The sequence below is a fragment of the Variovorax sp. HW608 genome (assembly GCF_900090195.1).
GTDB lineage: Bacteria > Pseudomonadota > Gammaproteobacteria > Burkholderiales > Burkholderiaceae_C > Variovorax.
On sequence record NZ_LT607803.1, the window covers coordinates 2,659,166 to 2,684,696 of the forward strand.

Annotated in this window: 25 protein-coding genes; 12 read left to right on the forward strand and 13 right to left on the reverse strand. The window is 66.4% G+C overall.

Annotated elements, in window-relative coordinates; genetic code table 11:
- Positions 1 to 15: 15 nt before the first annotated feature.
- From VAR608DRAFT_RS12480 to VAR608DRAFT_RS12490, 3 genes are all read right to left on the reverse strand, one after another.
- The gene (locus tag VAR608DRAFT_RS12480; RefSeq protein ID WP_088954352.1) at positions 16 to 888 is read right to left on the reverse strand and encodes a branched-chain amino acid ABC transporter permease; all 873 of its coding nucleotides are present in this window, start codon (positions 886 to 888) and stop codon (positions 16 to 18) included.
- A gap of 28 nt (positions 889 to 916) precedes the next feature.
- Positions 917 to 2,131, reverse strand: coding sequence for an ABC transporter substrate-binding protein (locus VAR608DRAFT_RS12485; RefSeq protein ID WP_197700515.1), 1,215 nt, complete (start codon positions 2,129 to 2,131; stop codon positions 917 to 919).
- Positions 2,132 to 2,262: 131 nt separating this feature from the next.
- On the reverse strand, positions 2,263 to 3,471 hold the full coding sequence (locus tag VAR608DRAFT_RS12490; protein ID WP_088954353.1) for an aspartate transaminase: 1,209 nt from the start codon (positions 3,469 to 3,471) through the stop codon (positions 2,263 to 2,265).
- 202 nt (positions 3,472 to 3,673) lie between these two features.
- On the opposite strand from VAR608DRAFT_RS12490, the gene VAR608DRAFT_RS12495 reads away from it, so the two are divergent.
- The 8 genes from VAR608DRAFT_RS12495 (at position 3,674) to VAR608DRAFT_RS12530 (ending at position 11,300) form a co-directional block, all read left to right on the forward strand.
- Complete coding sequence (locus tag VAR608DRAFT_RS12495) at positions 3,674 to 4,678, forward strand: 2-hydroxyacid dehydrogenase (RefSeq protein WP_088954354.1); 1,005 nt, start codon at positions 3,674 to 3,676, stop codon at positions 4,676 to 4,678.
- Entirely contained in the window at positions 4,675 to 5,193 is a 519-nt protein-coding gene (locus VAR608DRAFT_RS12500) for a gluconokinase (protein WP_088954355.1), read from the forward strand. Before VAR608DRAFT_RS12495 ends, VAR608DRAFT_RS12500 begins: the two co-directional genes overlap by 4 nt.
- Positions 5,193 to 5,981, forward strand: coding sequence for a glucose 1-dehydrogenase (locus tag VAR608DRAFT_RS12505; RefSeq protein WP_088954356.1), 789 nt, complete (start codon positions 5,193 to 5,195; stop codon positions 5,979 to 5,981). Before VAR608DRAFT_RS12500 ends, VAR608DRAFT_RS12505 begins: the two co-directional genes overlap by 1 nt.
- A 23-nt stretch (positions 5,982 to 6,004) precedes the next feature.
- A complete protein-coding gene (locus VAR608DRAFT_RS12510) occupies positions 6,005 to 7,039 on the forward strand; it encodes an L-idonate 5-dehydrogenase (protein ID WP_088954357.1) in 1,035 nt (344 codons plus the stop codon).
- Positions 7,040 to 7,103: 64 nt separating this feature from the next.
- Entirely contained in the window at positions 7,104 to 8,246 is a 1,143-nt protein-coding gene (locus tag VAR608DRAFT_RS12515) for a Re/Si-specific NAD(P)(+) transhydrogenase subunit alpha (protein WP_088954358.1), read from the forward strand.
- A 24-nt stretch (positions 8,247 to 8,270) separates the two neighbouring features.
- The gene (locus VAR608DRAFT_RS12520; protein ID WP_088954359.1) at positions 8,271 to 8,621 is read left to right on the forward strand and encodes an NAD(P) transhydrogenase subunit alpha; all 351 of its coding nucleotides are present in this window, start codon (positions 8,271 to 8,273) and stop codon (positions 8,619 to 8,621) included.
- A gap of 1 nt (position 8,622) precedes the next feature.
- Positions 8,623 to 10,110, forward strand: coding sequence for an NAD(P)(+) transhydrogenase (Re/Si-specific) subunit beta (locus VAR608DRAFT_RS12525; protein WP_088954360.1), 1,488 nt, complete (start codon positions 8,623 to 8,625; stop codon positions 10,108 to 10,110).
- Positions 10,111 to 10,187: 77 nt separating this feature from the next.
- On the forward strand, positions 10,188 to 11,300 hold the full coding sequence (locus VAR608DRAFT_RS12530) for a potassium channel family protein (protein ID WP_088954361.1): 1,113 nt from the start codon (positions 10,188 to 10,190) through the stop codon (positions 11,298 to 11,300).
- Here VAR608DRAFT_RS12530 and VAR608DRAFT_RS12535 read toward each other — a convergent pair.
- From VAR608DRAFT_RS12535 to VAR608DRAFT_RS12565, 7 genes are read right to left on the reverse strand one after another with little or no spacing between them, the layout of a single operon-like run.
- On the reverse strand, positions 11,273 to 13,000 hold the full coding sequence (locus tag VAR608DRAFT_RS12535; RefSeq protein WP_088954362.1) for an FAD-dependent oxidoreductase: 1,728 nt from the start codon (positions 12,998 to 13,000) through the stop codon (positions 11,273 to 11,275). The two genes, VAR608DRAFT_RS12530 and VAR608DRAFT_RS12535, sit on opposite strands and share 28 nt — an antisense overlap.
- Positions 13,001 to 13,013: 13 nt before the next feature.
- On the reverse strand, positions 13,014 to 13,991 hold the full coding sequence (locus VAR608DRAFT_RS12540; RefSeq protein ID WP_088954363.1) for a Bug family tripartite tricarboxylate transporter substrate binding protein: 978 nt from the start codon (positions 13,989 to 13,991) through the stop codon (positions 13,014 to 13,016).
- Between the two features lie 42 nt (positions 13,992 to 14,033).
- Complete coding sequence (locus VAR608DRAFT_RS12545) at positions 14,034 to 15,191, reverse strand: acyl-CoA dehydrogenase family protein (protein WP_088954364.1); 1,158 nt, start codon at positions 15,189 to 15,191, stop codon at positions 14,034 to 14,036.
- 29 nt (positions 15,192 to 15,220) lie between these two features.
- On the reverse strand, positions 15,221 to 15,694 hold the full coding sequence (locus VAR608DRAFT_RS12550) for a MaoC/PaaZ C-terminal domain-containing protein (protein ID WP_088954365.1): 474 nt from the start codon (positions 15,692 to 15,694) through the stop codon (positions 15,221 to 15,223).
- Positions 15,695 to 15,714: 20 nt separating this feature from the next.
- Positions 15,715 to 16,146 (reverse strand): Zn-ribbon domain-containing OB-fold protein, encoded by a 432-nt coding sequence (locus VAR608DRAFT_RS12555; RefSeq protein ID WP_088954366.1) that lies wholly within the window; start codon positions 16,144 to 16,146, stop codon positions 15,715 to 15,717.
- Positions 16,143 to 17,336, reverse strand: a complete 1,194-nt coding sequence (locus VAR608DRAFT_RS12560) for a thiolase family protein (protein ID WP_088954367.1) — start codon at positions 17,334 to 17,336, stop codon at positions 16,143 to 16,145. Before VAR608DRAFT_RS12560 ends, VAR608DRAFT_RS12555 begins: the two co-directional genes overlap by 4 nt.
- On the reverse strand, positions 17,333 to 18,634 hold the full coding sequence (locus VAR608DRAFT_RS12565) for a CaiB/BaiF CoA transferase family protein (protein ID WP_088954368.1): 1,302 nt from the start codon (positions 18,632 to 18,634) through the stop codon (positions 17,333 to 17,335). Before VAR608DRAFT_RS12565 ends, VAR608DRAFT_RS12560 begins: the two co-directional genes overlap by 4 nt.
- Before the next feature lie 102 nt (positions 18,635 to 18,736).
- Here VAR608DRAFT_RS12565 and VAR608DRAFT_RS12570 point away from each other — a divergent pair, with 102 nt between their 5' ends.
- Positions 18,737 to 19,420 (forward strand): nitroreductase, encoded by a 684-nt coding sequence (locus tag VAR608DRAFT_RS12570; protein WP_088954369.1) that lies wholly within the window; start codon positions 18,737 to 18,739, stop codon positions 19,418 to 19,420.
- Between the two features lie 21 nt (positions 19,421 to 19,441).
- On the opposite strand, the gene VAR608DRAFT_RS12575 is transcribed toward VAR608DRAFT_RS12570, so the two are convergent.
- On the reverse strand, positions 19,442 to 20,317 hold the full coding sequence (locus tag VAR608DRAFT_RS12575; RefSeq protein WP_088954370.1) for a FadR/GntR family transcriptional regulator: 876 nt from the start codon (positions 20,315 to 20,317) through the stop codon (positions 19,442 to 19,444).
- A 164-nt stretch (positions 20,318 to 20,481) separates the two neighbouring features.
- On the opposite strand from VAR608DRAFT_RS12575, the gene VAR608DRAFT_RS12580 reads away from it, so the two are divergent.
- Positions 20,482 to 21,243, forward strand: coding sequence for an electron transfer flavoprotein subunit beta/FixA family protein (locus tag VAR608DRAFT_RS12580; RefSeq protein ID WP_088954371.1), 762 nt, complete (start codon positions 20,482 to 20,484; stop codon positions 21,241 to 21,243).
- 2 nt (positions 21,244 to 21,245) lie between these two features.
- Positions 21,246 to 22,178, forward strand: a complete 933-nt coding sequence (locus VAR608DRAFT_RS12585) for an electron transfer flavoprotein subunit alpha/FixB family protein (protein WP_088954372.1) — start codon at positions 21,246 to 21,248, stop codon at positions 22,176 to 22,178.
- Positions 22,179 to 22,925: 747 nt separating this feature from the next.
- On the opposite strand, the gene VAR608DRAFT_RS36990 is transcribed toward VAR608DRAFT_RS12585, so the two are convergent.
- The gene (locus VAR608DRAFT_RS36990) at positions 22,926 to 23,717 is read right to left on the reverse strand and encodes an enoyl-CoA hydratase/isomerase family protein (protein WP_157730883.1); all 792 of its coding nucleotides are present in this window, start codon (positions 23,715 to 23,717) and stop codon (positions 22,926 to 22,928) included.
- Between the two features lie 117 nt (positions 23,718 to 23,834).
- On the opposite strand from VAR608DRAFT_RS36990, the gene VAR608DRAFT_RS36995 reads away from it, so the two are divergent.
- Positions 23,835 to 24,950, forward strand: a complete 1,116-nt coding sequence (locus tag VAR608DRAFT_RS36995; RefSeq protein WP_157730885.1) for a hypothetical protein — start codon at positions 23,835 to 23,837, stop codon at positions 24,948 to 24,950.
- Positions 24,951 to 24,961: 11 nt separating this feature from the next.
- On the opposite strand, the gene VAR608DRAFT_RS12600 is transcribed toward VAR608DRAFT_RS36995, so the two are convergent.
- Positions 24,962 to 25,528: a methyltransferase family protein gene (locus tag VAR608DRAFT_RS12600; protein ID WP_088954375.1), complete on the reverse strand. Its 567-nt coding sequence runs from the start codon at positions 25,526 to 25,528 to the stop codon at positions 24,962 to 24,964.
- Positions 25,529 to 25,531 lie beyond the last annotated feature (3 nt).

Sequence of the window (25,531 nt, forward strand, 5' to 3'; positions counted from 1 at the left end):
GGTTCCTGTAGGGATTCAGAAGCGGGCCTTGCTGCTGAACAGGCCGTGCGGCCGGAACATCAGCATCAGCAGCAGGACCACGAAGCCGACCGAGTCGCGGAATTGCAGCCCGATGAAGGCAGCGACCAGGCTTTCGACGACACCGAGGATGCAGCCCGCGATGAGCGTGCCGCGCACGTTCCCCATGCCGCCCATGACGATCACCGCGAAGGTCTTCAGCGTGATCGATTCGCCCATGCCGCCATAGATGCTGACGTTGATCGGCCCGGTGAGGATCCCCGACAGCGCCGCGATCGCGACACCGATGAGGAAGGTCCGGCGGACCACCTGCTCGACGTCGATGCCGTTGACCTGGCAGCACTCGATGTTCTGGGAAACCGCGCGGATCGAACGGCCCAGGCGCGTGCTGCGCACCATCCATTCGAGCGCCGCAAAGACCACGATCGTGACCACCAGGAGGATCACGCGCTGCTGCGACATCCCGAAGTCGCCGAGCTCGATCGGCTCGACCCAGCCGCCGGAGAAGACCTTGTAGCCGCCGCCGAAGGCGAGGATGACCACGTTCTGCAGGATCAGCGACAGGCCCAGCGTCGCGAGCACGCCGGCCTGGAAGGGCTGGCCCACCAGGCGCTGCATGACGCTGCGACCGATCAGCACGGCGATCACGCAGGCGATGGCGACGCCCGCGATGATGGCGATGCTGTAGTCGGCGGCCAGCTGCGACATGACCCACCACGCCGCGAACGTGCCCAGCATGTAGTACTCGCCGTGGGCGAAATTGATCGCCCGGAGCACGCCGAAGATCATCGTCATGCCGGCCGCAACCAGGGCGTACATCGACCCTGTGATGATGCCGTTGACGATCTGCTCGAAGATGAAGGAACTCACGATGCTCTCGCTCGCGCTCGTGCAGCCGTCACTTCGCCGCGGCCGCAGCGGCGGCGTAGTCCACCTTGGTGGCGATCATCCCCTTGATGGCCGGCTTGCCGTCGGTGATCTCGAGCAACACCATCGGCAACACGGCCTGGTTGTGGTCGTCGAAGCTCACTTCGCCCATCGGGCTGTCGTACTTGATCTTCGCGAGCGCATCGCGCACATCCTGGCCCTTCGGGCTGTTGGCGTTCCTGATGGCCTGCGCGACCAGGTGAACCGTGTCGTAGTGGGTGTACGCGTGGTTGTTGGGCATCTCGCCGCCATAGGCCTTCTTGTAGTCGTCGACGAACTTGAGGCTGCGCGGCGCCGGCACCTCGGGCAGCCAGGCGGCGGCCTCGACGGCACCGTTCATCACCTTGGGTGCGGCGGCGATCGTTTCCTTGGTGTTGAATTCGCCGTTGCCCACCAGCGCCACCTTGCCGGCGAGGCCGAGCTCCAGCATCTGCCGGGCAATGATCGGCGTGGTATCAGCCTGACCGTAGAGGAAGATGGCCTGCGCGCCCGAGCGGCGAATCTTGCTCAGCACCGCGCGGAAGTCCGTTTCGGAATCCTTGTAGTAGTCCTCGCTCAGGATCTCGGCGCCTTCGTACTTCGGCAGGTAGCGCTTGGTGAACTTGATCGCGCCGCGCCCGTAGTCGCTGTCGACCGAAAGCACCGCGAACTTCTTGTAGCCCTTGGTCTTGGCCGCATAGTCGAGCACCGTGGCGGCACGCACCTCGTCCGTCGGATAGTTGCGGAAGGTCCACTTGAAACCACCGACGCCCGACCTGTAGGTGATGTCGGGGTTCGACGAGGCGGCATTAACCAGCAGCACCTTCGACTCTTCGGCCAGCGGCTGCATGGCGAGCGTCACGGAGCTGCAGACGTCGCCGATGATGATGGGCGTCTTCTCGAGGCTGATCATCCGCTGCGTGGCCGCGACCCCTTCGGCGGGCACGCACTGGCTGTCCCCGGACACGAGCTCGATCTTCTTGCCGAGCACGCCGCCGGCCGCGTTGATCTCCTTCACAGCCAGCTGGGCGCCTTTGTTCGCGAAGGCTCCATAGCGGGCATTCGGCCCGCTCATCGGGCTGATGATCCCGATCTTGAAGGTGTCCGCGCCTTCAGCGAATGCCGTCGTGAGCGTGCAGATGGCGCCAAGCGCCGCGATCACCATGGCTGCGGTGCGGCGGCGCATCTTCGTGGGGTAGCTGTTCATCGCTGGTCTCCGAACGTGAATGGTTGAAAAAATGATAGGAATCGCCCGCGGACATTGCCAATATGGAATCCGCCTTCGGGCATAAAGGTTCTTGATAGGCAGGCTTGCGGCATCGGCCCAAGCGCAGCTTTTCAGCTCAACTGCGCCACCGCCCGGGCGATGCGCCGGCAGCCTTCCTCGATCTGCTCGACGCTGGTCGCTGTCGACATGCGGAAGTACGGGGAAACCCCATAGGCGGAGCCGGCAAGCACCATCACGCCACCGGCTTCAAGCAGGTAGATCACCACGTCGTTGTCCGTTTCGAGCACCTTTCCCGCCGGTGTGCGTTTTCCGATCAGGCCGCCGCAGTGCGGATACAGGTAGAAGGCGCCGCCCGGCGATCGCGCCCGGATGCCGGGGATGTCGTTGAGCATGCGGACCGCGGTATCGCGCCTCTGGCGGTAGAGGGCGACCCATTCGGGAAGGAAGCTCGCATCCGAATCGAGCGCAACGACTGCTGCGGCCTGGCTCACCGAACTGACGCCGCTCGTCGATTGCGACTGCAGCATGTCCAGCGCGGCAATGATGTCCTTCGGCCCAGCCGCGTACCCGATGCGCCAGCCGGTCATCGCGTAGGTCTTCGAGACGCCGTTCACCACCAAGGTCCGGTCGCGCAGACCGGGCTCCACGACGAGCAGATGCTCGGGCCTGGCGTCGTCGAAACGGATGTGCTCGTAGATGTCATCGAGCAGCACCATCACCTGTGGGTGCCGCATGAGCACGTCGGCCAGTTCGCGCAATTGCGCCGTGGTATAGGTCGTACCCGTCGGGTTGGTCGGCGAATTCAGGACGAGCCAGCGGGTGGCCGGCGTGATGGCCGCTTCGAGCGCCTCGGGCGTCAGGCGGAAATCATCCTCTTCGCGGCACGCGATCGTGACCGGGCTGCCATCGCAAGCGAGCACCATGTCCGGGTAGGACACCCAGAAGGGCGCCGGCACGATGACCTCATGGCCCTCCTCCACCGTCACCGACAGGGCGTTGAAGAGGGCATGCTTCGCACCACAGGTCACGATGATCTCGCCCGGTTCGTAGCGCAGACCGTTCTCGCGCTCGAGCTTGGCGGCGATGGCTTGCCGCAGCGCCAGCGTCCCGGCGACCGGCGTGTAGCGCGTCTGCCCGCGCTCGATCGCCTCGCAGCCCGCCTTCCGGATGTGGGCCGGCGTGTCGAAATCGGGCTCGCCGATCGCGAGATTGATGATGTCCTTGCCTTCACGCCGCAAGACGGCAAAGCGATCGGCGGCGGCACTGCTCGGCGACGGCTTGATCCGGCGGATGCGCCTTGAAATGCGGGAGGGATTCACGGATGTTCCTCTTTGGATGACGACCCCCGAACGGTAGGTCGGCGCTGAATCCAAGGCAAAGACGGCATCGCTCTAGGGGTGTCGCATTTCGTTATGGGGCGTGGCATAAGGTTTTCCGATGGCCGTAGAGCAATCTCGTCTTGGTCGAAGTGATCGACTTGCGTACCTTTGAGGCCCACGCCACAGAGCTACAGGAGACTTCATGCGACCCGCCGTCCTCGCCACCCGCGCCACCTTTCCAGAAGTCACCGCCCGGCTTCGCCAGCATTTCGAGCTGGAGGACAACCCGACGGACGAGATCTGGAGCCGGGATGAGCTGATCCGGCGCCTGCAAGGCAAGATCGGCGTGATGAGCACCGGGACCGAGCGCATCGACGCCAACCTGCTCGACGCCTGCCCGGGCCTCAAGGCCGTCTGCAACGTCGGCGTTGGCTACAACAACATCGACGTGGCCGCCTGCACCCGCCGTGGGGTGGTGGTGACCAATACGCCCGACGTGCTGACGGAAACCACCGCCGACTTCGGCTTCGCGCTGATGATGGCGACCGCAAGGCGCATCGGCGAATCGGAACGGTTCGTGCGTCGCGGCGAATGGCGCAAGACCGGCATCCACGACCACTTCGTCGGCAGCGACATCTGCGGCGCAACGCTCGGCATTCTGGGCATGGGCCGCATCGGGCGCGCCATCGCCCGCCGGGGCGCGCTGGGCTTCGGCATGCGAGTGATCTATCACAACCGGTCGCGCCTGCCCGCCAACCTGGAAGCCGAGGTCGGCGCCAGCTACGTGGACAAGTCGACCCTGCTGCGCGAGTCCGATCACCTCATCCTGGTGCTGCCCTATTCGAGCGATTCACATCATGCGATCGGCGCGGCGGAGCTGGCGCAGATGCAGCCTCACGCAACGCTCACGAACATTGCGCGCGGAGGGATCGTCGATGACGCAGCGCTGGCCGATGCGCTGCGCAAGCACACCATCGCGGCAGCCGGGCTGGACGTCTTCGAAGGCGAGCCCGACGTCCGTTCGGAGTTGCTCTCGTTGCCCAACGTGGTCCTGACACCGCACATCGGCAGCGCCTCGACGAAGACCCGGCTCGCAATGGCCGCACTCGCGGCCGACAACCTGATTGCGGCGCTCGGAGCGGGTGAACTCGCCGGCAAGCCGCCCACGCCGGTGAATCCCGAAGTGCTTCGCGGCTCGAATCCATGACGGTCAAGGTGCTTGTCATGGGGGTGTCCGGCTGCGGGAAGTCGACCGTGGCGGCCCGCATCGCTTCGGTGCTGGGCGCCAGATTGATCGAGGGTGACGACTTTCATTTGCCAGCGAGCCAACGCAAGATGCGTGACGGGATTCCGCTCGACGACAGCGACCGGTGGCCCTGGCTGGACCAGCTGAGCGCCTTGCTGGCCACGGAAACCGGCAGCGCAGTGCTGACCTGTTCGGCACTCAAACGCGCCTACCGGGACCGGCTGAGGGCGGCAGTGCCCGACTTGAGGATCGTCTACATCGAGATTGCTCCGGACGAGGCGCGATCTCGCGTTGCTGCACGCACCGGTCACCTCTTCCCCCCCAGCCTGGTGGCCAATCAGTTTGCGACGCTGGAGCCCCCTGCCGGCGAGTCGAACGTGCTCCGTGTGCCTGCAGCGCAGCCCGTGGAAGCGCAGGTCAAGGCCGCGATCGACTGGCTGGGCCATGTCATGTCCACGGCATCATCCGCAACGTGATGGAGATACACGTCTTGAATTCTGTTCTGCAAAGCTTCGCCCTCACCGGTCGCACCGCCCTCATCACCGGCTCCAGCGCCGGCATCGGCTATGCCATCGCACGCGGGCTGGCCGGCGCCGGCGCGCGCGTGATCCTCAATGCCCGCTCCACCGACAAGCTGGAGCGCGCCGCCGCGCAGCTGCGCGAGGAAGGCGCCACCGTCTTCACCTCGGCCTTCGATGTCAGCGCCGGCGACGCGGTGAACGCGGCCGTGGACCGCATCGAGGCCGAGGTCGGACCCATCGACATCCTGGTCAACAACGCCGGCATGCAGCGCCGCGCGCCGCTGGACCAGTTCGAGGAAGCCCACTGGCACGAGCTCATGAAGACCAACCTCGACAGCGTCTTCCTGGTCGGCAAGGCGGTGGCACGCCACATGATCGGGCGCAAGGAGGGCAAGATCATCAACATCTGCTCGGTGCAGAGCGAGCTCGGCCGCCCCGGCATCGCGCCCTACACCGCGAGCAAGGGCGCGGTGAAGATGCTCACCAAGGGCATGGCGATCGACTGGGGCCCGCATGGCCTGCAGGTCAACGGCATCGGGCCGGGCTACTTCAAGACCGAGCTCAACGATGCGCTGGTCAAGAACGCCGACTTCAGCGCCTGGCTGATCGGCCGCACGCCTTCGCGCCGCTGGGGCGATGTCGAGGAGCTGATGGGCGCGGCCGTGTTCCTCGCCAGCGATGCCTCGCGCTTCGTGAACGGCCACATCCTCTATGTCGACGGCGGCGTCACCGCAACGCTCTGAACCAACCGCAAACAGGAACATCGATGGAAGCCCTTGTCATTCACGCGCCCGGCGACCTGCGCGTCGAGGAAGTCCCGACCCCCGCGCTCGAAGCCGGCCAGCTGCTGGTGCGCGTGCGCTGCGGCGGCATCTGCGGCTCGGACCTGCACTACTACCAGCACGGCGGCTTCGGCACCGTGCGCATCCAGGAGCCGATGGTGCTGGGCCATGAAGTGGCCGGCATGATCGAAGCGGTCGGCCCGGGCGCATCGTTCAAGGCCGGCGAACGCGTGGCGATCAGCCCGAGCCGCCCGTGCGGGCGTTGCAAGTACTGCCAGGTGGGCCTGCAGAACCATTGCCTGGACATGCGCTACTACGGCAGCGCGATGCGCACCCCGCATGTGCAGGGGGCGTTCCGCCAGCAGATCGTGGTGGAGCAATGGCAGGCGCATCGCCTGGCCGATTCGGTGAGCGACGGCGAAGGCGCGATGGCCGAGCCGCTGTCGGTGGCCCTGCATGCGGTGCGGCGTGCCGGCCCGCTGCTGGGCAAGCGGGTGCTGGTCACCGGCTGCGGGCCGATCGGCGCGCTGGCGATCATCGCGGCGCGGCGTGCGGGGGCGGCGCACATCGTGGCGACCGACGTCGGCGCGCACACGCTGGGCAAGGCACTCAAGGTCGGCGCGGACGAGACGATCAACGTGGCGGAGCAGCCCGATGGCCTCGACCGCTTCGCGGCCGACAAGGGCAGCTTCGACGTGCTGCTGGAGGCCAGCGGCAATGCACGCGCGCTGGTTGGCGCCTTCGCGGCGCTGCGGCCGCGCGGCGTGATCGTGCAATTGGGGCTGGCGGGCGGCGAGATCCAGCTGCCCATCAACACCATCGTGGCCAAGGAGTTCGAGCTGCGCGGCGCCTTCCGCTTCCACGAGGAATTCGCGGTTGCGGTGGAACTGCTCAACAAGGGCCTGGTGGATGTGAAGCCGCTGATCTCGGCAACGCTCTCCTACCGCGATTCCGCGCGCGCCTTTGCGCTCGCGGCGGACCGCTCGCAGGCGATGAAGGTGCTGCTGAACTTCGAGTGATCGCGGCGGCTCGTCCGACGAAGGGCCGGTCCGCGGCCCACTTTTCTTCTTCTTGGAGCGACTCATGCTGATAGGCGTGCCGGCCGAAACTGCGCCAGGCGAAACCCGTGTTTCCGTCACCCCCGAGACGGCCAAAAAACTCAAGGCGCAGGGCCACACGATCCGGGTCGCGTCCGGTGCCGGCGTGGCCGCTGCCGCGCCGGATGCAGCCTATGAGGCTGCCGGTGCCGAGATCACCGACCAGAGCGGCGCGCTCGGTTGCGAACTGGTGCTCAAGGTACGGTCGCCGCGGGATGGCGAGCTGGCTGCGATGCGACCCGGCTCGACCCTGATCGGCATGCTCAACCCCTTCGATGCCGAAGGCCTGCAGCGCCTGGCCAACGCGGGCCTGACCTCCTTCGCGCTCGAAGCCGCCCCGCGCACCACGCGCGCCCAGAGCATGGACGTGCTCTCCTCGCAGGCCAACATCGCCGGCTACAAGGCCATCATGATGGCCGCCGACAAGTACCAGCGCTTCTTCCCGATGCTGATGACCGCCGCCGGCACCGTGAAGGCCGCGCGCGTCGTGATCCTGGGCGTCGGCGTGGCGGGCCTGCAGGCGATTGCCACCGCCAAGCGCCTGGGGGCCGTGATCGAGGCCTCGGACGTGCGCCCCTCGGTTAAGGAGCAGGTCGAGTCGCTGGGCGCCAAGTTCATCGACGTGCCGTATGAAACCGCCGAGGAGAAGGAAGCCGCCGAAGGCGTAGGCGGCTACGCGCGGCCGATGCCCCAGAGCTGGCTGGATCGCCAAAAGGTCGAGGTCGCCAAGCGCGTGGCGCTCGCCGACGTGGTCGTCAGCACCGCGCTGATCCCGGGCCGCGCCGCACCGACCCTCATCACCGAGGACATGGTCAAGGCCATGAAGCCCGGGTCCGTCATCGTGGACATCGCCGCCGGCAAGGGGCCTGATGCGAACGGTGGAATGACGGGCGGCAACTGCCCGCTCACCGAAGCGGACAAGACCGTGATCAAGCACGGCGTCACGCTCGTGGGCGAAACCAACCTGCCCGCGCTCGTCGCGGCCGATGCCTCATCGCTGTACGCACGTAACGTGCTCGACTTCCTCAAGCTCGTGCTGCCGAAGGACGGCGGCCTGAAGATCGACCTCGAGGACGACATCGTCGCCGCCTGCCGCATGACGCAGGACGGCCAGGTCACGAAGAAGTAAGCAGAACTCCGAGGAGAAGAAGCCATGGACCCCGTATCCCATACCGTCATCAACCTCATCATCTTCGTGCTGGCCATCTACGTGGGCTACCACGTGGTGTGGACCGTCACGCCGGCGCTGCACACGCCGCTGATGGCCGTGACCAACGCCATTTCCGCCATCGTCATCGTCGGCGCGATGCTGGCGGCGGCGCTGACCGAATCGGCGCTGGGCAAGACCATGGGCGTGCTCGCAGTCGCTCTTGCGGCGGTGAACGTCTTCGGCGGCTTCCTGGTGACCCGCCGCATGCTCGAGATGTTCAAGAAGAAGGACAAGAAGCCGGCCGCCGCCAGCGCTGCCGGCGCCACCAGCACCGCCAAGGCGGAGGGCCACTGACATGTCGATGAACGTCGTCACGCTCTTGTACCTGATCGCCTCGGTCTGCTTCATCCAGTCCCTCAAGGGCCTGTCGCACCCCACCACCTCGATCCGCGGCAACATCTTCGGCATGGTCGGCATGGCCATCGCCATCCTGACCACCGCCGCCCTGATCGTGCAGCTCTCGGGCGGCAAGGCCCTCGGCATGGGCTGGGTGCTGCTGGGGCTGGTGGCCGGCGGCGGCTACGGCGCCTACCGCGCCAAGACGGTCGAGATGACCCAGATGCCCGAACTGGTGGCCTTCTTCCACAGCATGATTGGCCTGGCGGCCGTGTTCATCGCGGTGGCGGCGGTCGTGGAGCCCTGGGCCTTCGGCGTCACGCCGCTGCCGGTGGCGGCGGCCGGCACGGTCAGCACGCCCGAAGGCGCGATGATCGTCGACGGCTTCCTGCGCTATGCGATCCCCACGGGCAACCGGCTGGAGCTGTTCCTCGGTGCGGCGATCGGCGCCATCACCTTCAGCGGCTCGGTCATCGCCTTCGGCAAGCTCTCGGGCAAGTACAAGTTCCGCCTGTTCCAGGGCGCGCCGGTGCAGTTCAAGGGCCAGCACCTGCTGAACCTGGTGCTGGGCCTGGCGACCATTGGCCTGGGCCTGGTCTACATGGCCACCGAGAGCTGGCTCGCCTTCCTCCTGATGGTGATCCTGGCCTTCGTGATGGGGGTGCTCATCATCATCCCGATCGGCGGGGCGGACATGCCGGTGGTGGTGTCGATGCTCAACAGCTACTCGGGCTGGGCGGCCGCGGGCATCGGCTTCAGCCTGAACAACGCGATGCTGATCGTGGCCGGGAGCCTCGTGGGCTCCTCGGGCGCGATCCTCTCCTACATCATGTGCAAGGCGATGAACCGCTCGTTCTTCAACGTGATCCTGGGCGGCTTCGGCGGCGAGGCGGCCACGGCCAGCACCGGCGCCAAGGAGCAGCGCCCGGTCAAGAGCGGCAGCGCGGACGACGCGGCCTACATGCTGGGCAATGCGGACACCGTGATCATCGTGCCGGGCTACGGCCTGGCGGTGGCGCGGGCGCAGCACGCGGTCAATGAGCTGGCCGAGAAGCTCACCCACAAGGGCGTGACCGTGAAGTACGCGATCCATCCGGTGGCCGGCCGCATGCCGGGCCACATGAACGTGCTGCTGGCCGAGGCCGAGGTGCCCTACGACCAGGTCTTCGAGATGGAGGACATCAACGGCGAGTTCGCGCAGGCCGACGTGGCGATCATCCTGGGGGCCAACGACGTGGTGAACCCTGCCGCGCTGCAGAAGGGCACGCCGATCTACGGCATGCCGATCCTGGAGGCCTACAAGGCCAAGACGGTGATCGTGAACAAGCGAAGCATGGCCGCCGGCTACGCGGGGCTGGACAACGAGCTCTTTTACATGGACAAGACCATGATGGTCTTCGGCGATGCGAAGAAGGTGGTGGAGGACATGGCGAAATCCATTGAGTGACCCCCAGCCCTGGCCGTGGGCGCGCGGGCGGCTCCGGAAGAGGCATGATGGGCTCTTCCTTGCTCGGATGATTTCCCATGCCCTTCATGGCTCTCGTGCTCGGCGGCGTCCTGGTACTCGCAACGCTGATCGATGCCTTCGAGGTGGTTCTGCTGCCTCGCCCGGTGCGCCGGCGGGTGCGGCTGAACCGCTATTTCTTCAAATGCACCTGGGACGCCTGGGCATGGTGCGCAGATCTCTGGCCCAGCGGCCGGCGGCGCGAGGACTTCATCGGGGTCTACGGGCCGTTGTCGATGGTCATGCTCTTCGCCCTGTGGGGCGCAAGCCTGGTCGTCGGCTTCGGGCTGGTGCACTGGGGACTGCAAGGCCTGGTGCCCAACGCCGGCGACAGTCCGCTCATCACCCTCATCATCATCAGCGGCGACGCCTTCTTCACGCTCGGCTATGGCGACAACGTGCCGCCCCACTGGCTGGCGCGGCTGCTGGTGATCATCGAAGCAGGGATCGGCTTCGGCTTCATCGCGTTGACCATCGGCTACCTGCCGGTGCTCTATCAGCATTTCACGCGCCGTGACCTCCAGCTCATCGAGTTCGCCGCGCGCGCCGGCTCGCCGCCGACGGCTTCCACGCTGCTCGGCTGGCATGTGCATGGCAGCCCCGAGGCGCTGGAACGCTGGCTGAGGGACTGGGAAATCTGGGCGAGCGAACTCATCGAGAGCCACGCCGTGTATCCGATGCTGGCGTTCTACCGGTCGCAGCACGAGGGCCATTCATGGCTGGGCTCGCTGGCGGTGCTGCTGGATGTGTGCACGCTGCTCATCGCCGGCGCCGACGATGCGCGGCGGCATCAGGCCACCGCCACCTTCTCGGCCCTGAGGCGCATCCTCGACGAGGCCTGCGAGGCGCTGCGGGTGGCGCCAGTGACGGAGGTGTCCGCGCGCCGGATGGATGCCGACGCGCTCTCCCTCATCACGCCCACGATCCGCCGGATCCTGCCGAACTGGCGCGACGACGAGGCAGCCCTGCAGGCCATCCATGTGCTTCGACGCACCTACGAGCCCAAGCTCGAGGGACTGGCCGCCTACCTGCTGCTCCTTCTGCCGGACTGGATCGACCCCGCGGCCGCCGCCGCCGAGCGCTTCGGACGCGACACGGTCGTGCGTCAGCTCACGGAGGGCCGCCGGGACTGAGTCCGGCCAGCCGAGGCCTGATCCGCGATGTGGTTGCCCGTGAGGTAGCCGAAGGTCATGTTCGGCCCGTGCGTGATGCCCGCGCCGGGGTAGTTGCCACCCATGACGCTGGCGCGGTCGTTGCCCACCGCGTACAGGCCGGCGATCGGCATTCCATCGCGGCGCAGGACCTCGCCCACGACGCTGGTGCGCAGGCCGTCGAAGGTCCCGAGGTCGCCCATGAGCACCTTGACTGCATAGAACGGGCCTTGCGTGATGGGGGCCACGCAGGGATTGGGTTGGTGGTCCGGGTCCGCCAGGTAGCGGTTGAAGCTGCTGCTGCCTCGCCCGAAGGCCGGATCCTCTCCGCGCACCGCGTGGTCGTTGTACTCGCGCACGGTGTGCTCCAGCCCCGCCGGGTCGATGCCGGCATTGCAGGCCAGCTCGGCCAGCGAGTTGCCCTTCAGCAGGTAGCCGTTGCGAACGAAACGTCCGATGGGCATGGGCGCGGGTTTCACGTAGCCCAGGCCGTACTTGGCCAGCGCGCTCTTGTCGCAGACCAGCCACATGGCGGTCTCGCGCATGCCTTCGCAGGCCCGGTGCAGGGCCGCACCGACGTCGTGGTAGGAGTTCGACTCGTTGGTGAAGCGCCGGCCGTCGGCCAGCACGCCGATGACGCCCGGCTTGTAGCGGTCCAGCAGGTGCGGGAAGACGCCGATCTCGCCGCCACCGAAGTCGACCTTGGTCACGGGCATCCAGGCCGCCGGTTCCTGGAAGCGGATGTCCACCACCCCGCCGACCTGTTCGGCCATGTTGCAGCCGTCGCCGGTGTTGCTCCGGGGTGTCGGCGAGAGGTGCTCGTGCCCGCGCCGACGGTGGGGGTAGGCCTGCGCGATGCGCTTGTCGTCGTGCGGGAAGCCGCCGGTGGCCAACACCACCCCGCGGCGCGCGCGGAACGTCTGCTGTCCCTCGGCACCCGCCACCTGGACGCCCACGACACGATCGCCTTCCTCCATCAGCTTCCCGACCGGCGACGAAGTGAGGATCGGAATGCCCAGGTCCAGGGCCGACTTGGCCAGTCGCGCAGCGAGCGCGTTGCCGCTCGTCACCTGGACTGCGCGGCGATATCGGGCCAGCTCCACGACATGGCTTGCCAGCCGCTTCGCGACATACAGGAACGAAGTCAGCGACTTGGTGGCCCGGAAGAAGTGCTTCAGGTCGGCATTCGACGAGTTGAACATCATGCCGATGAAGGTGATCGTCTTCAGTGGCGGCTTGAGCCGGGACATGTCCTTGCCGAGGCCGCGGATGTCGAACGGTGCCGCAAGAATGGAGCGGCCGACGTCGGCGCCGCCCGGCGCGTCGGGGTGGTAGTCGGGGTAGAGCGTCGGGACGAACTTCATCTCCGTCTCGCGCTCGAAGAACGCCACCATTTCCGGGCCTTTCGCGATGAAGGCCTCGACCGCCGCCTCGTCGTAGAAGCGACCGGTTTCGGATCGCATGAAGGTCCGCACCGCGTCGACGGAATCGGATGGATTCTGCTTTCTTCCGTGGTGGCTGAGGGGAATCCAGAGCACGCCGCCCGACAGCGCAGTCGTCCCGCCGAACACGGGTTCCTTCTCCAGAACCAGCACGTCCAGGCCCCTCTTCTTCGCCGTGATGGCGCACGAGAGGCCGGCCGCGCCGGAGCCCACCACAACGAGGTCGTACTCTGCTTTCATCGTGTGGCGGCCTTCAGTCTGCCTTGATGTTGAACTTCGCGATCAGGTCACGCCACTGCACGGTCTCCGCCTTCATCATGGCCCCGAACTGCTCCGGCGTGGATGTCTTCGGCAGCGCGCCCGTCGGCATCAAGCGGGCGCGGATCTCCTCGCCGTCCATCACCTTGCGCACGCTCGCGTTGAGCTTGGCGACGACGTCGTCCGGCGTCCCCGCCGGCGCCATGAGCCCGAACCAGACTTCGGCCGTGAATCCGGGAACCGTCTTGTTCAGCGTCGGGGCGCCGGGCACGAGGGGCGACGGCTCGGGCGTGGAGACGCCCAGGAGCTTGATGTTGCCCTGCTCGACCTGGCCGAGCATGCTCGACGACGGCGTCGTCAGCAGCATCTGGACCTCCCCCATCCGGACCGCCATCGTGGTGTTCGCCTCGCCCTTGTAAGGCACGTGCTCGACCTTGATGCCCGCCATTTGCGCGAATCGCGCGCTCGCGAGGTGACCGAACGATGCCGTTCCCGCAGAGGCGTACTGGATGCCGTTCGGCTGGCTGCGCGCGTACTTCAGGAAGTCGAGCACCGTGTCACCGGGGACCGACTTGCCGGCCACCAGCACCATCGGCACGGCGGTCGTCTGCGTGACGGGCTTGAGGTCCTTCAGCGGGTCATAGCCCAGCTTGGGGTTGAGCAAGGGAGCGATCAGCACGCCATTGTTCGGATACAGCAAGGTGTAGCCGTCGGGCTTGGCACGCGCCACGAATTGCGCCGCAATGGCACCCGACGCGCCCGGCTTGTTGTCGACGATGATGGGCTGCCCCAGCAGCTTGGTGAGCGAGTCCTGCATGATGCGGATCTGCGCATCGCTCGTTCCGCCTGCCGGATAGGGCACCACGATCGTGATGGGCTTGGAAGGGAATGCTTCCTGCGCGCAGGCGACGCCTGCAGCGCCTGCAAATGCGGCCACCGCGGCCGATACCCAGATTTTCTTGCTCCAGTTCATGTCTCTACTCCACTTTTTCCACTTGCTGAAAGGAAGGCGCGTTCAAAGATCCATCTGCTTGGCAAGGATGTTGCGCTGGATCTCGTTGGTTCCCCCGCCGATCGGACCGACCCGGGAATCGCGGAAGAACATCTGCATGTCGTATTCATTGGAATAGCCTGCGCCGCCCATGATCTGCATGCCGATGTCCGCACACTTGAAGTTGTTCTCGGTGGCGACGATCTTCGCAATGGACGCCTCCTGCACCACCGGCTGTCCGGCATCCAGCAGATCGGCCACGCGATACACCATCTGGCGCGAGGTCTCCGCCATGATCAACATGTCGGCCAGCTTGTGCTGGATGGCCTGGAACTGCGAGATGGGCTTGCCGAACTGGATGCGGTCGCGTGCATAGTCGCGCGCGTACTCCGTGATCTTGAAGCAGTGGCCGGCCGAGATCGCCGCCAGCCCGAGCCGCTCCAGTCCGAGGCAGCTCATGATGTTCTTCCAGGCCTGGCCCTCGCCACCGAACAGGTTCGCCGCGGGGACGCGGACGTTGTCGAAGAAGACCTCGTTCGCGTGCGTGGTGCGCCGGCCCAGCATGGACAGGGGCCGGATGGTGACCCCGGGGGCCTTGGCCGGCACCAGAATCGTGCTGATGCCCGAATGGCGCGCCTGCTTGTCCGTCTTGACGATCGCGACGATGTAGTCGGCCACATGGGCGCACGTGATCCAGACCTTGCTGCCATTGATGACGTAGTCGCCGCCTTCGCGGACCGCGGAGGTCTTGATGCCTGCCACGTCGGAACCGGTGCCCGGCTCCGACATGCCGAGCGCCAGCTTGGCCCGCCCCGCGACGATCTGCGGGACGATTTCCTTCTTGAGCTCGGGGGAGCCGAACTTGGCCACGTGCATGCCGGCGTAGATCGCCGACGTGGTGACGGCCTGTGCGATCCCCGTGTAGTAGTAGCCGAGCGTTTCCAGGAAGACGGCGATGTCCTTGTAGCTTCCGCCCATGCCGCCGAGTTCCTCCGGGTAGAAGATCCCCAGATAGCCGGCTTCGGCCAGCGCGTCATAGGCCTCGTGCGGGAAGGCGCGTGCTTCATCCATCTGCCTGACCTTCTCCCAGGGAAGATGGCGCGACAGCAGCTCGAGGACGGCTTCGCGCATCATGCGCTGGTCTTCGGTCAATCCGGCGATGTTGATGAGAGATTGAGACATCAGTGGCTCCGTTGTGGATGGTGGTCGGTTCAGTTCTTGGCAAGCACGGCGTCGCGCCCGCTGCGGGTCAGGACCATCGTGGTCATGAGGCCGGTCTGGACGACCTCGTCGCGCTGGTTGAGGAGTTCCATGCGGCGCACCAGGACGCCGCGGTCGGGCTTCGAGGTCGGACGAGCCGATACGACGGTCGCGCGCAAGCGGATCGTGTCGTCGAACAGGATCGGCTGCAGGAACTTCCATTCATCGATGCCGAGCGCCGCGATCGCGGATCCTTCGAGGTAACCGAGGCTGGCGCTCAGGCCCGTGGCGATCGAGAGACCGAGTGCGCCATGCGCGATGCGCTGGCCGATGGGGGATTTCGCGCTGTGCACGGCGTCCGTGTGCATCGGATTGACATCGCCGGAGATCCAGGAGAACTGGACCACGTCGGTTTCCGTGATGGTTCGGGCCCGGCTTTCGTCGACCTGCCCGACCTCGAATTCTTCAATGCATTTGCCTCGCATGTTGTGCTCCTTCAAAGGGGTTATGAGTGGATGGCGCGCGCCGCGAACAGCGGACCATCCTCGAACTGGAGGACGGTCATCTCGACCGGGATGCCCGGCTTCCAGGCGACATCGGGCGAGTCGACGAGCCGGCACGCCAGGCGGATGCCGCTGTCCAGATCGACGATGCCCACGGCGTAAGGCGCTTCCGGCGCGAACACCGAAGGCGCGGCGTGGATTCGTGTCCAGGAGTAGAGAGTCCCCCTGGGCGCCAGGGCGCTCCAGCGCAGGTCATCGGACCAGCAGTGGGGACAGACCGGACGGGGTGGAAAGGTCTGGCGTCCGCATGCATTGCAGCAAGTGGTCTGCCAGCGGCCTTCGCGCAAGCCGTCCCAGAACACTTTCGTGAACTCGGATCGGCGCGGCGGATAGGCGCGCGCGCCCTGGGCGGGAACGAACGGGAGAAGGCTCATGCCACGGCCTCCAAGACGTGGACGAGGGCCGCGTTGTAGTTGCCGAGTTCACCGGTCGCGAGCCCGAAGCGGGCCCCCTGGACCTGGCGCGCGCCCGCACGTCCACGCAACTGCTCGGCGAGCTCGACATAGTTGTAGAGCGAGGTCACGTAGGCCGGGTGGCCGCGCGAGGTCAGGCCACCCGACGTCGAGATCGGGATCCGGCCACCCAGCCGCGTCTCTCCGTCGGCAGCGGCACGGGCGCCCTGCCCGCGCCGAACCAGTCCGATGGCTTCGCTCACGAGCACCTCGACGATGGTGCACGGAGCGTAGAGCTCGGCCAGATCGAGGTCCGCGGCCGTGATGCCTGCCTCCACGTAGGCGGCGTGCGCCGCGCGCTCGGCGGCAGCGAACGCAATCATGTCGTTGGGCACGTCGCTGATCTGGTGCGAACCATCGTGATGGAAGCCGCGACCCCGCACCACCGCGTAGGGACGCCCCAGCGCCTTCGCAATCTCTTCCCTGGCCAGCACGAGACATGCCGCCCCGTCGCCGCGCGGCGGCACGTCATACAAGCCCAGCGGCTCGACGATCGGCCGCTGCGCGACGACTTCCTCGAGCGTGATCGGCTTGCGGTACTGGGCCAGCGGGTTGAGCGAGGCGTGATGGCGATTCTTGACCGCGACGGCGCCGAGCTGCTCGCGCGTCGCGCCGGTTTCGTGCATGTAGCGCATGGCATCCATCGCGTACCACGCGATCGGCGTGAAACCCGCGCTGGTGTGGAAGTCCACATCCCCGGTCGTGCGCATGCTGCTCATCATGTGTTCGGCAGCAGAGACCGCGCTTTCCATGTTGATGCCCAGCGCCAGCGCCACGTCCGCGCGCCCCAGAAGGATTTCGTCGCAGGCCTTGTCGAAGGCGAGCGCGGCCGTCATCCCGTTTCCCATCACTTCCATCACGCTGCCCTTGCATGCGAGGCGAAGCTGCCCGATGAGGAAGGTGTGGAAGTACTTCTGCCGCGTGTAGGGGCGCGGCAGCGTGAAGATCAGGCTTTGAATGTCCTCCTTGGAGATGCCCGCATCACGCACGGCTTCCCGCACCAGCCGCGTCATGATCTCGTGCTCGAGCGTCTGCAGCTCGGCATCGTCGCTCGTCTGGTGGCGCCCGACGGGAATGGCGCTGGCACCGATCAGCGCGACCCGGTCCTTCATGCCGCCACCCCGGTGGCCTGGGATTCAGCCGCCGCCTCGGCACCGAAAGCGCCCGCGGCGCGCAACTGCGCGATTCGCGCCTCGTCGTAGCCAAGCATGTCTCTCAGGATCGATTCGGAGTGCTGGCCGATGGCCGGTGCCGCGACCGGATCCAGCGCCGGCGTGCGCGCAAGCCGCAGCGGCGTCGCAAGGTTCGGGATCCAGCCCTTGACCGGGTGCGGGATGCGGGTGATCAGCTCGCGCGATCGGGACTCTTCCGATGCCAGCGCCTCGCCCAGCGTCTTGACCTGGCCATGCGGGACGTTGGCGGCTCGCAGACGGGGCGCCCAGTGGCTCCATGGCTCCTTGATGAAGGCCTCGTCCATGATCCGGAAGATGCGCTCGCGATGCTTGAGCCGGTTCGCGCGCTGCGAGAGAACCTCGTCATGCGCCAGATCGGGACGTTCCAGGACCTGTTCGAACAGGCGCTGATAGATCTTGTCGTTGCCGCAATTGATGTAGAAGGGCTTGTCCTTCGACATGAACACGCCCGACGGACAGGTGTCCGGGCTCGTGTTGCCATTGCGTTGCGGTTCGTAGCCGGTCGTCAGGTGCTGCATGGCCCCGAAGCCGGTCATCAGGATCGCGGTGTCGTACAGCGCGACCTCGACCCGCTGTCCCCGCCCGTCCTTCTGGCGCGCCATCAGGGCCAGCAAAATGGCATTGGTGGCCGACATCGCGGTGGCGGTGTCCATGACCGCCGCCCCGGTCCGCACGCCCTGGCGGTCCGGATAGCCGTTCATCGAGATGAAGCCGCTTTCGGCCTGCACGATCGGGTCGAAGCCCAGCCTGTCCGCGTACGGCCCCTCCCGGCCGTACGCCGAGACGGAGCAGTAGACGAGGCGCGGGTTCAGCGCGGCGCAGGTCTCGTAGTCCAGGCCGAAGCGCTCCATGACGCCGCTGGAAAAGTTCTCCACCAGCACATCGGCCCGCGCGATGAGTGCCTTTGCGACGGCGAGACCCGCGGGGCTTTTCACGTCCAGCGCGAGGCTCTTCTTGTTCCGGTTCGTCCAGAGGTAGGGGCCTCCCTGCGCCGGGATCTCCGGGTCGACCGTCGGGTAGTGGCGGAAGTCGTCGCCGCGCACCGGCGCCTCGATCTTGATCACCTCGGCGCCGAAGTCCGCCAGGGTCTGCGTGGCGAGGGGGCCGGCCACGAAGTGCGTGAAATCCACCACCCGCAGGCCGTCAAGCACCGCAGGTTCCGTGGTGGCGCGTTCCCTGTGAACGGGCAGTGCGTCGATGCGCTCCTGGTCAAACATTCTCGTCTCCGTATCTCAATGGTTGATCCATTATACTTGGACGCGAGCATACGACACCCGTCCGTCGCTGGCAACAATGACCCTCGATCAGGAGCCCTGAACATGCCGACCCCCCATCCATCCGCCGTCCTGGCAGATCTCTCTTCCGAACGGTTCAGTTGTAGGGGCTTTCGTCCCGACCCCGTGGCCCGTTCAGTGCAGGAGCAGCTCCTCGGAATGGCGCAAATGACGGCCTCGTGGTGCAACTCGCAGCCTTGGCGCGTCCATGTCATCGAAGGGCAGGCCATCGAACGCTTTCGCGAAGTGATGGCGCCGCCCCGGCGGGACGATGAAGCGGGTCCGGACTTTTCGTGGCCTGCGGAGTACCGCGGCATCTACCGCGAAAGGCGCCTGGCTTGCGCGCTGGCCCTGTATGACGCCGTCGGCGCTGCGCGGGGCGATCGCGAGGCGAGCGCTCGGCAGGCGCAGGAGAATTTCAGGTTCTTCGGCGCACCCCATGTCGCGATGATCACGACGGAAGCGGCGTTGGGCGTCTATGGCGCCGTCGATTGCGGCGGATTCGTGGCCAACTTCCTGCTGGCTGCGACCAGCCTCGGGGTGGCCACCATCCCGCAGGCCGCCCTCGCGTCACGGCCGGATCGCGTGCGCGAATTTCTTGGCCTGCCGCAAGACAGGCTCGTGGTCTGCGGCATCTCGTTCGGCTATGCCGATCCGTCCCACCCGGCCAACGGTTTCCGGACTACCCGCGCCGCGATCGCCGAGGTGGCCGACTGGATGACGGCCTAGCCTCTGCGGAAGCCCGACCTGTCAGGAAGCCTTCGGAACCCGGCGCCTGGCAGGCCCGGCCGCAGAGGGCGCGGGCGATGCCCTGGATGCGGAACTCGCGCGAGCTGCGAGAGCCGAATCCGAGGCGCTTTCCCCGCCGGACACGACACCGCTTTCCTTCGCCATGGACAGGTAGTTGCGTTGGAGGCGTTTGAGGCTGGCCTCCATTTCAGCGACGGCGCCCTCGGCATCGCCTTTTTCCATGAGGCGGATGACCCGCTTGCGCGACGGCGGCACAAAGCTGTTGTCGAATTCGCCGATGGACTGGACGAAATGACGCAGCACCTCCAGCAATCCGTCCATCACGATCACCATCACCGGGTTGCCGGTCATGCGCGCCAGGATGCGATGGAAGTCCATGTTGACCTCGGCACGCTCGAGGAAATCCCCGCTCGCGGCGGCGCGCTCGGCCAGCTTCACGTTCTCCCGCAGTCTCTCCAGGTCCTCCGGTGTCGCGCGCAGGCACGCTTCGCGCACGATGATGGATTCGAGCCAGATGCGCGCCTCGGTGAGCTGGGCGGGCCGGATGGCGCCGACATGGAACATGTCGAGCAACCCGGTGGTGATCACCTCGCCGCTGGCTTGCGAGATGAATGCGCCGCCCGTGGCACCCTTCTGCAACCGTATCAAGCCGGCATGCTCGAGCGAGCGCAGCGCCTCCCGCAGCGTATTGCGCGACACGCTGAACTGCTCGGCCAGCGCGCGCTCGGAGGGCAGCCGGCTGCCAACCTTCAGCCGTCCTTCGGAAAGCTCCGCCCTGATCTGCGCGGCGATCTCTTCGAAGGCTCGAGGAGATCGAATAGGCTTGAAGGCCGGTGTCGTCGTGGCGTCTTTCGGGGGCGAGGCGTGGTTGTCCATTGCGATGGCTCGGAGGAAAAAGCGAATTGGCACAATGATAGGACCATGCGGCGCGTGACGTCCGGATGCGTCAGGTCGCCTGCCGCTCCCTGCTCCCCCTTGCGTCCTATTGATACACTAGCGTATAGTACACATCAACCATCACAGTTTCCGGAGCCCCGCCAATGAAGATCCTGGTCCCCGTCAAGCGGGTCGTCGACTACAACGTGAAGGTGCGCGTCAAGTCTGACGGCACCGGTGTGGACATTGCCAACGTCAAGATGAGCATGAACCCCTTCGACGAGATCGCCGTCGAAGAGGCGGTTCGCCTGAAGGAGAAGGGCGTGGCGACCGAAGTCATCGCCGTCTCCTGCGGCGATGCCAAGTGCCAGGAAACGCTGCGTACCGCGATGGCCATCGGCGCGGATCGCGGCATCCTCGTGGAGACCGCCGAAGAGCTGCAGCCTCTCGCCGTCGCCAAGCTCCTGAAGGCGCTGGTCGACAAGGAGCAACCCGCTCTGGTGATCCTCGGCAAGCAAGCCATCGATGACGACAACAACCAGACCGGCCAGATGCTCGCCGCCCTGGCCGACCTGCCCCAGGGCACCTTCGCCAGCAAGGTCGAGGTCGCCGGTACAGATGGGGAAGGAAGGCTCAGCGTCACGCGCGAAGTCGATGGCGGCCTGGAAACCCTGTCCCTCTCGCTGCCCGCGGTCATCACCACCGACCTGCGCCTTAATGAGCCGCGCTACGTGACCTTGCCCAACATCATGAAGGCCAAGAAGAAGCAGCTCGACACCTTCAAGCCCGAAGACCTGGGCGTGGACGTCAAGCCGCGCCTGAAGACCCTGAAGGTCGCCGAGCCCCCCAGGCGCGGCGCCGGCATCAAGGTGCCCGACGTCGCCACCCTCATGGACAAGCTGAAGAACGAAGCCAAGGTGATCTGATCATGACCGTACTTGTTATTGCCGAACACGACCACGCCACCCTCAAGCCGGCGACCCTGAACACCGTGACCGCGGCCAAGGCCTGCGGCGGTGATGTGCACATCCTGGTGGCCGGTGCCAACGCCGCCGAAGCCGGCAAGGCGGCTGCCCAGGTGGCAGGCGTTGCCAAGGTGATCGTGGCCGACAGCCCGAGCCTGGCGGAGAACCTCGCCGAGAACGTCGCCGCCCAGGTGCTGGCGATCGCCAAGAGCTACAGCCACATCCTGTTCCCCGCCACCGCCAACGGCAAGAACGTCGCCCCGCGCGTGGCGGCCAAGCTGGATGTGGCCCAGATCAGCGACATCACCAAGGTCGACAGCGCCGACACCTTCGAGCGGCCGATCTATGCGGGCAACGCCATTGCCACCGTGCAGAGCAGCGATGCGATCAAGGTCATCACGGTGCGCACGACGGGCTTCGACGCTGCGCCCGCCACGGGCGGCGGCGCCGCGGTGGAAAGCGCCGAAGGCGTGGCCGACAGCGGCAAATCGAGCTTCGTGGGCCGCGAAGTCACCAAGAGCGACCGCCCCGAACTGACGGCCGCCAAGATCATCGTCTCGGGTGGCCGGGCGCTCGGCAGCGCCGAGAAGTTCAGCGAAGTCATGACGCCGCTGGCGGACAAGCTCGGTGCGGCCCTCGGTGCGAGCCGCGCCGCTGTCGATGCGGGCTACGCCCCGAACGACTGGCAGGTGGGCCAGACCGGCAAGATCGTCGCCCCGCAGTTGTACGTCGCCTGCGGCATCTCCGGCGCGATCCAGCACCTGGCGGGCATGAAGGACTCCAAGGTGATCGTAGCGATCAACAAGGACGAGGAAGCCCCGATCTTCTCGGTGGCCGACTACGGCCTCGTGGCCGACCTGTTCACGGCCGTGCCGGAACTCGTCAAGGCGCTCTGACTGCCCCCGCCTTTTCGGAGCCGAGTGTCATGGCACTTCTTCGCGAATGTCTTTCCCAACTACGAATTCGGCAGGGGAAGCTCGACTTCATCATTCAGCCGGCTCCTCTCCCCGAAGACGAAAGTGCCGAAGGGCCAGAAACACCAGGACGGCCGTCTCGTCTTCGGCCTCGAGACTCGAACGATCCAGGAAGTGCGAGAGCCGCCGAGCTCTATTCGTCCCTCTAGCCATTGCGTCCGTGAACGCGGTTCACAGATGATGTGCAGCCGCGGTCCTTCCTGCTCCCCACCCCTCTCGGCACCATTGAAACGAGATGGCATTCATGTCGAATCGCCTCGCTCAATCGCCCGATACGGAGCCCGGCACGATCGGGAAGTTGCCGACGATCGAGGATTCGTCCTGCAGGTCGTTGTGCAGGCCCAGCCCCTTGGCCGCGAGATGCTCGCGGATCGCGGCGATCGCCAGGTTCGACGCCGCCTGCCCGCCGCATTCGCGCCGTAACGCAGGTGGCCCGCGCGGAGCTCGGCAAGCTTGGCAACGATCTCGGGCGGAAACTGATAGTCCATGCGCAGGGGCTCCTGATGGCGGCGATCCGGTCGCCGCGGTTGAACTCCGGTTTAAATGACGTAGATGACATTACACATGCGTACTACACACGTCAATCAGGATCACCCTGCACGCCGCCCTTTTCGGCGCGTCGGCGCTCAGCGCGCGTCCCAGGTTTCGAGCGCATGCTGCGCCATCGCTTCAGCGGCCCTGAAAAGAAGGCTTGCGCTTCTCGACCTGCGCGGCGATGCCTTCCTCTGCATCCTGCGTGGCCGAGACGCGCGCGAGCGTCAGCGCTTCGTCTTCGAGCTGCGCCTCGAGCTGTGCCGCGCCAGCCTGCATGAAGAGCCGCTTGGTCTCGCCGTAGGCCACGGTCGGCCCGGCCGCGAGCTTGCGCGCGAGCGCGAGCGCCTCGTCCTGCAACTGGGCATCGGCCACCACCTTGTCGACGAGGCCGGCGCGCATCGCCTCCTCGCTGTCCAGCATCTCGGCGAGCAGCACGAAGCGGCGCGCGCGCGCCATGCCCATGCGCGAAGTCAGCGTCACGGTGGAGCCCGAATCGCAACTGAAGCCCAGTTGCGCGAAGGCCGAGCCGACGCGCGTCGACGCGCCGGCCATCACCACGTCGCAGCCGGCCAGGAGCGCGACGCCGCCGCCCATCGCGAAGCCCTGCACCGCGGTGACCACCGGCACCGGCAGGCGCCAGAAGCGCTGCAGGCCCATGTGCAGATCGGCGGTCCACTCACGCACCAGCGGCGCAAGCCGGTCGCGCGCCGGGTAGAACACCTTGAGGTCGCCGCCGAAGCTGAAGTTGGCGCCGTCCGCGCGCAGCAGCACGGCGCGCAACTTGTCACTGTCGAGCAGGCCGGCCGCGACCTGCTTGAAGTCGCGCGCGAACTGGCCGTCGAAGGGGTTGCCGCGCGCCGGCTGGGCGAGCGAGACAATGGCCAGCCCGTCCTGCATCTCGACGCGGATGGAATCGGTGGAATTCATGGGGTTCGTCTCCTGGTTCAACATCGCGGCCGCCGGGCCGATCGGCGCCCTGCTGAGGGCAAACCCGGCTACCGTGCTGTAGCAGACTATACGCTTGCGTATTAGAATTGCGCAACCATGCTGACACCGCAAGACGACCTCATCGGCCACCAGCTTCCGACCACCTTCGACCAGATCGACAACAGCGATCCGGCATGGATGGAAAGGCTCTGGTACACCGGGCATCCGGTGCCCTCGGGCGACCTGATCTTCGACATCGGGCTCGGCTACCACCCCAACCGCAACGTGATGGATGCCTTCGCAGGCGTCGCGGTGCCGGGCCGGCAGTGGAACTTCCGCGCCTCGCGCCGGCTGCGGCCCGATCCGCTGTCCACCCGCGTGGGACCGCTCTCGATCGAGGTCGTCGAAGGTTTGCGCCGCCACCGGCTCGCGCTCGGCGAGAACGCTTCGGGCATCCGCTTCGAGATCGAGTTCGTCTCCGAACTCAATCCGCACGAGGAGAAGGCGCACCTGCGCCGGCGCGACGGCCGCGTGACCGAGAACATGGCGCGCGCCCAGCAGCTCGGGCGCTACCAGGGCTGGCTCGAATTCGACGGGCGCCGCGTGGAGATCGACAGCACGCGCTGGATGGGCCAGCGCGACCATTCATGGGGCGTGCGCGCCGAGATGCGCAGCGACGAAACCGCGCCGCCGCTGACCTTCTATCCGCCCTTCTTCTACTGCTGGACCACGGCGCAGTTCGCCAACCGCGGGCTGCACATCTTCTTCAAGGAGCGTGCGCCGGGCGACAAGATCTACCTCTCGGGCGAAGAGGTGTTCACCGCGGGCACCAGGGTCTCGGGGCGCAACCAGCTCGTCGACGTGCGGCACGAGGCACGCTGGCATGACGATCCGCACGGGCAGTCGATGGAATCGATGCAGCTACAGCTCAGCTTCGCCGACGGCAGCGAGCGGCCGGTGTCGGTGCGCGTGCTGCCGACCAGGTACTTCCTCAAGGGCGGCCTCTATGGCGGCTTGGGCGGCTGGTTCCACGGCGACGATCGCGGCAAGCTGTACTTCGAGCACGATGTGTGGGACCTGAACGATCCCGCGACCCGGCGCCGAGTGCGCACGCTGGCCGACCAGGTGATCGAGGTGCGCGACGGCGACGAGGTGGGCTACGGGATCATCGAGTACGGCGTGGGCAAGGGCTACGCGATGTACGACTCGGTGCAGCTTCATCCACCGATCTGAGGTTTTGGCCACTACAGAAGGAATGGCACGAAGCGGCGTGTGCGGCGCATGTAGCTGCGGTAGGCGTCGCCGAAGTGTTCGAGGCATTCCTGCTCCTCGCGCTGGGCGGTGATGAAGAGCAGCGCGGTCGACACCAGCGCCAACAGCAAGCCCAGCCAGCTGAAGCGCTGCAGGAAGACGCCCCAGGCCAGGCAGATCAGCGCCGTGTACATCGGATGGCGGATGTACCTGAAGGCTCCGGTCGTCACCAGCCGGGTGGTCTTCTCGAATCCGAGCAGCGCCTCGTCCTTGCGGGCGCCGCTCGGCTGGCCCAGCCGCCTCAATTGGCGCACCGCATGCAGCGGCAACCAGGCAGAGGTGGCAAGCAGCAGCAGCGCCAGCGCCTGGCTCGGTGCCAGCACGGGATCGTCGCCCCAGACCGGCAGGTTGATCCAGATCAGGCCGAAGATGCACTCCACCGCGAAGAAGCGATAGAAGCCATGCGAGCGCGGCCGCGCGATCGCTCCGCGCGAGAAGTAGAGCACGATCGAACTGGCGATGACGAAGGTTGCGGGGTAGGCCTGGAGGGGCAGCAGCATCGG

Bases quoted from the DNA above. Each gene is read 5' to 3' on its own strand.
- VAR608DRAFT_RS12500 (WP_088954355.1), top strand. From the start codon at position 4,675: ATGACGGTCAAGGTGCTTGTCATGGGGGTGTCCGGCTGCGGGAAGTCG.
- VAR608DRAFT_RS36995 (WP_157730885.1), top strand. From the start codon at position 23,835: ATGCTGACACCGCAAGACGACCTCATCGGCCACCAGCTTCCGACCACC.
- VAR608DRAFT_RS12545 (WP_088954364.1), bottom strand. From the start codon at position 15,191: ATGTCTCAATCTCTCATCAACATCGCCGGATTGACCGAAGACCAGCGC.
- VAR608DRAFT_RS12570 (WP_088954369.1), top strand. From the start codon at position 18,737: ATGCCGACCCCCCATCCATCCGCCGTCCTGGCAGATCTCTCTTCCGAA.
- VAR608DRAFT_RS12575 (WP_088954370.1), bottom strand. From the start codon at position 20,317: ATGGACAACCACGCCTCGCCCCCGAAAGACGCCACGACGACACCGGCC.
- VAR608DRAFT_RS12515 (WP_088954358.1), top strand. From the start codon at position 7,104: ATGCTGATAGGCGTGCCGGCCGAAACTGCGCCAGGCGAAACCCGTGTT.
- VAR608DRAFT_RS12540 (WP_088954363.1), bottom strand. From the start codon at position 13,991: ATGAACTGGAGCAAGAAAATCTGGGTATCGGCCGCGGTGGCCGCATTT.
- VAR608DRAFT_RS12485 (WP_197700515.1), bottom strand. From the start codon at position 2,131: ATGAACAGCTACCCCACGAAGATGCGCCGCCGCACCGCAGCCATGGTG.
- VAR608DRAFT_RS12580 (WP_088954371.1), top strand. From the start codon at position 20,482: ATGAAGATCCTGGTCCCCGTCAAGCGGGTCGTCGACTACAACGTGAAG.
- VAR608DRAFT_RS12585 (WP_088954372.1), top strand. From the start codon at position 21,246: ATGACCGTACTTGTTATTGCCGAACACGACCACGCCACCCTCAAGCCG.
- VAR608DRAFT_RS12565 (WP_088954368.1), bottom strand. From the start codon at position 18,634: ATGTTTGACCAGGAGCGCATCGACGCACTGCCCGTTCACAGGGAACGC.
- VAR608DRAFT_RS12495 (WP_088954354.1), top strand. From the start codon at position 3,674: ATGCGACCCGCCGTCCTCGCCACCCGCGCCACCTTTCCAGAAGTCACC.
- VAR608DRAFT_RS12530 (WP_088954361.1), top strand. From the start codon at position 10,188: ATGCCCTTCATGGCTCTCGTGCTCGGCGGCGTCCTGGTACTCGCAACG.
- VAR608DRAFT_RS12505 (WP_088954356.1), top strand. From the start codon at position 5,193: ATGGAGATACACGTCTTGAATTCTGTTCTGCAAAGCTTCGCCCTCACC.
- VAR608DRAFT_RS12535 (WP_088954362.1), bottom strand. From the start codon at position 13,000: ATGAAAGCAGAGTACGACCTCGTTGTGGTGGGCTCCGGCGCGGCCGGC.
- VAR608DRAFT_RS12525 (WP_088954360.1), top strand. From the start codon at position 8,623: ATGTCGATGAACGTCGTCACGCTCTTGTACCTGATCGCCTCGGTCTGC.
- VAR608DRAFT_RS12520 (WP_088954359.1), top strand. From the start codon at position 8,271: ATGGACCCCGTATCCCATACCGTCATCAACCTCATCATCTTCGTGCTG.
- VAR608DRAFT_RS12555 (WP_088954366.1), bottom strand. From the start codon at position 16,146: ATGAGCCTTCTCCCGTTCGTTCCCGCCCAGGGCGCGCGCGCCTATCCG.
- VAR608DRAFT_RS12560 (WP_088954367.1), bottom strand. From the start codon at position 17,336: ATGAAGGACCGGGTCGCGCTGATCGGTGCCAGCGCCATTCCCGTCGGG.
- VAR608DRAFT_RS12600 (WP_088954375.1), bottom strand. From the start codon at position 25,528: ATGCTGCTGCCCCTCCAGGCCTACCCCGCAACCTTCGTCATCGCCAGT.
- VAR608DRAFT_RS12550 (WP_088954365.1), bottom strand. From the start codon at position 15,694: ATGCGAGGCAAATGCATTGAAGAATTCGAGGTCGGGCAGGTCGACGAA.
- VAR608DRAFT_RS36990 (WP_157730883.1), bottom strand. From the start codon at position 23,717: ATGAATTCCACCGATTCCATCCGCGTCGAGATGCAGGACGGGCTGGCC.
- VAR608DRAFT_RS12510 (WP_088954357.1), top strand. From the start codon at position 6,005: ATGGAAGCCCTTGTCATTCACGCGCCCGGCGACCTGCGCGTCGAGGAA.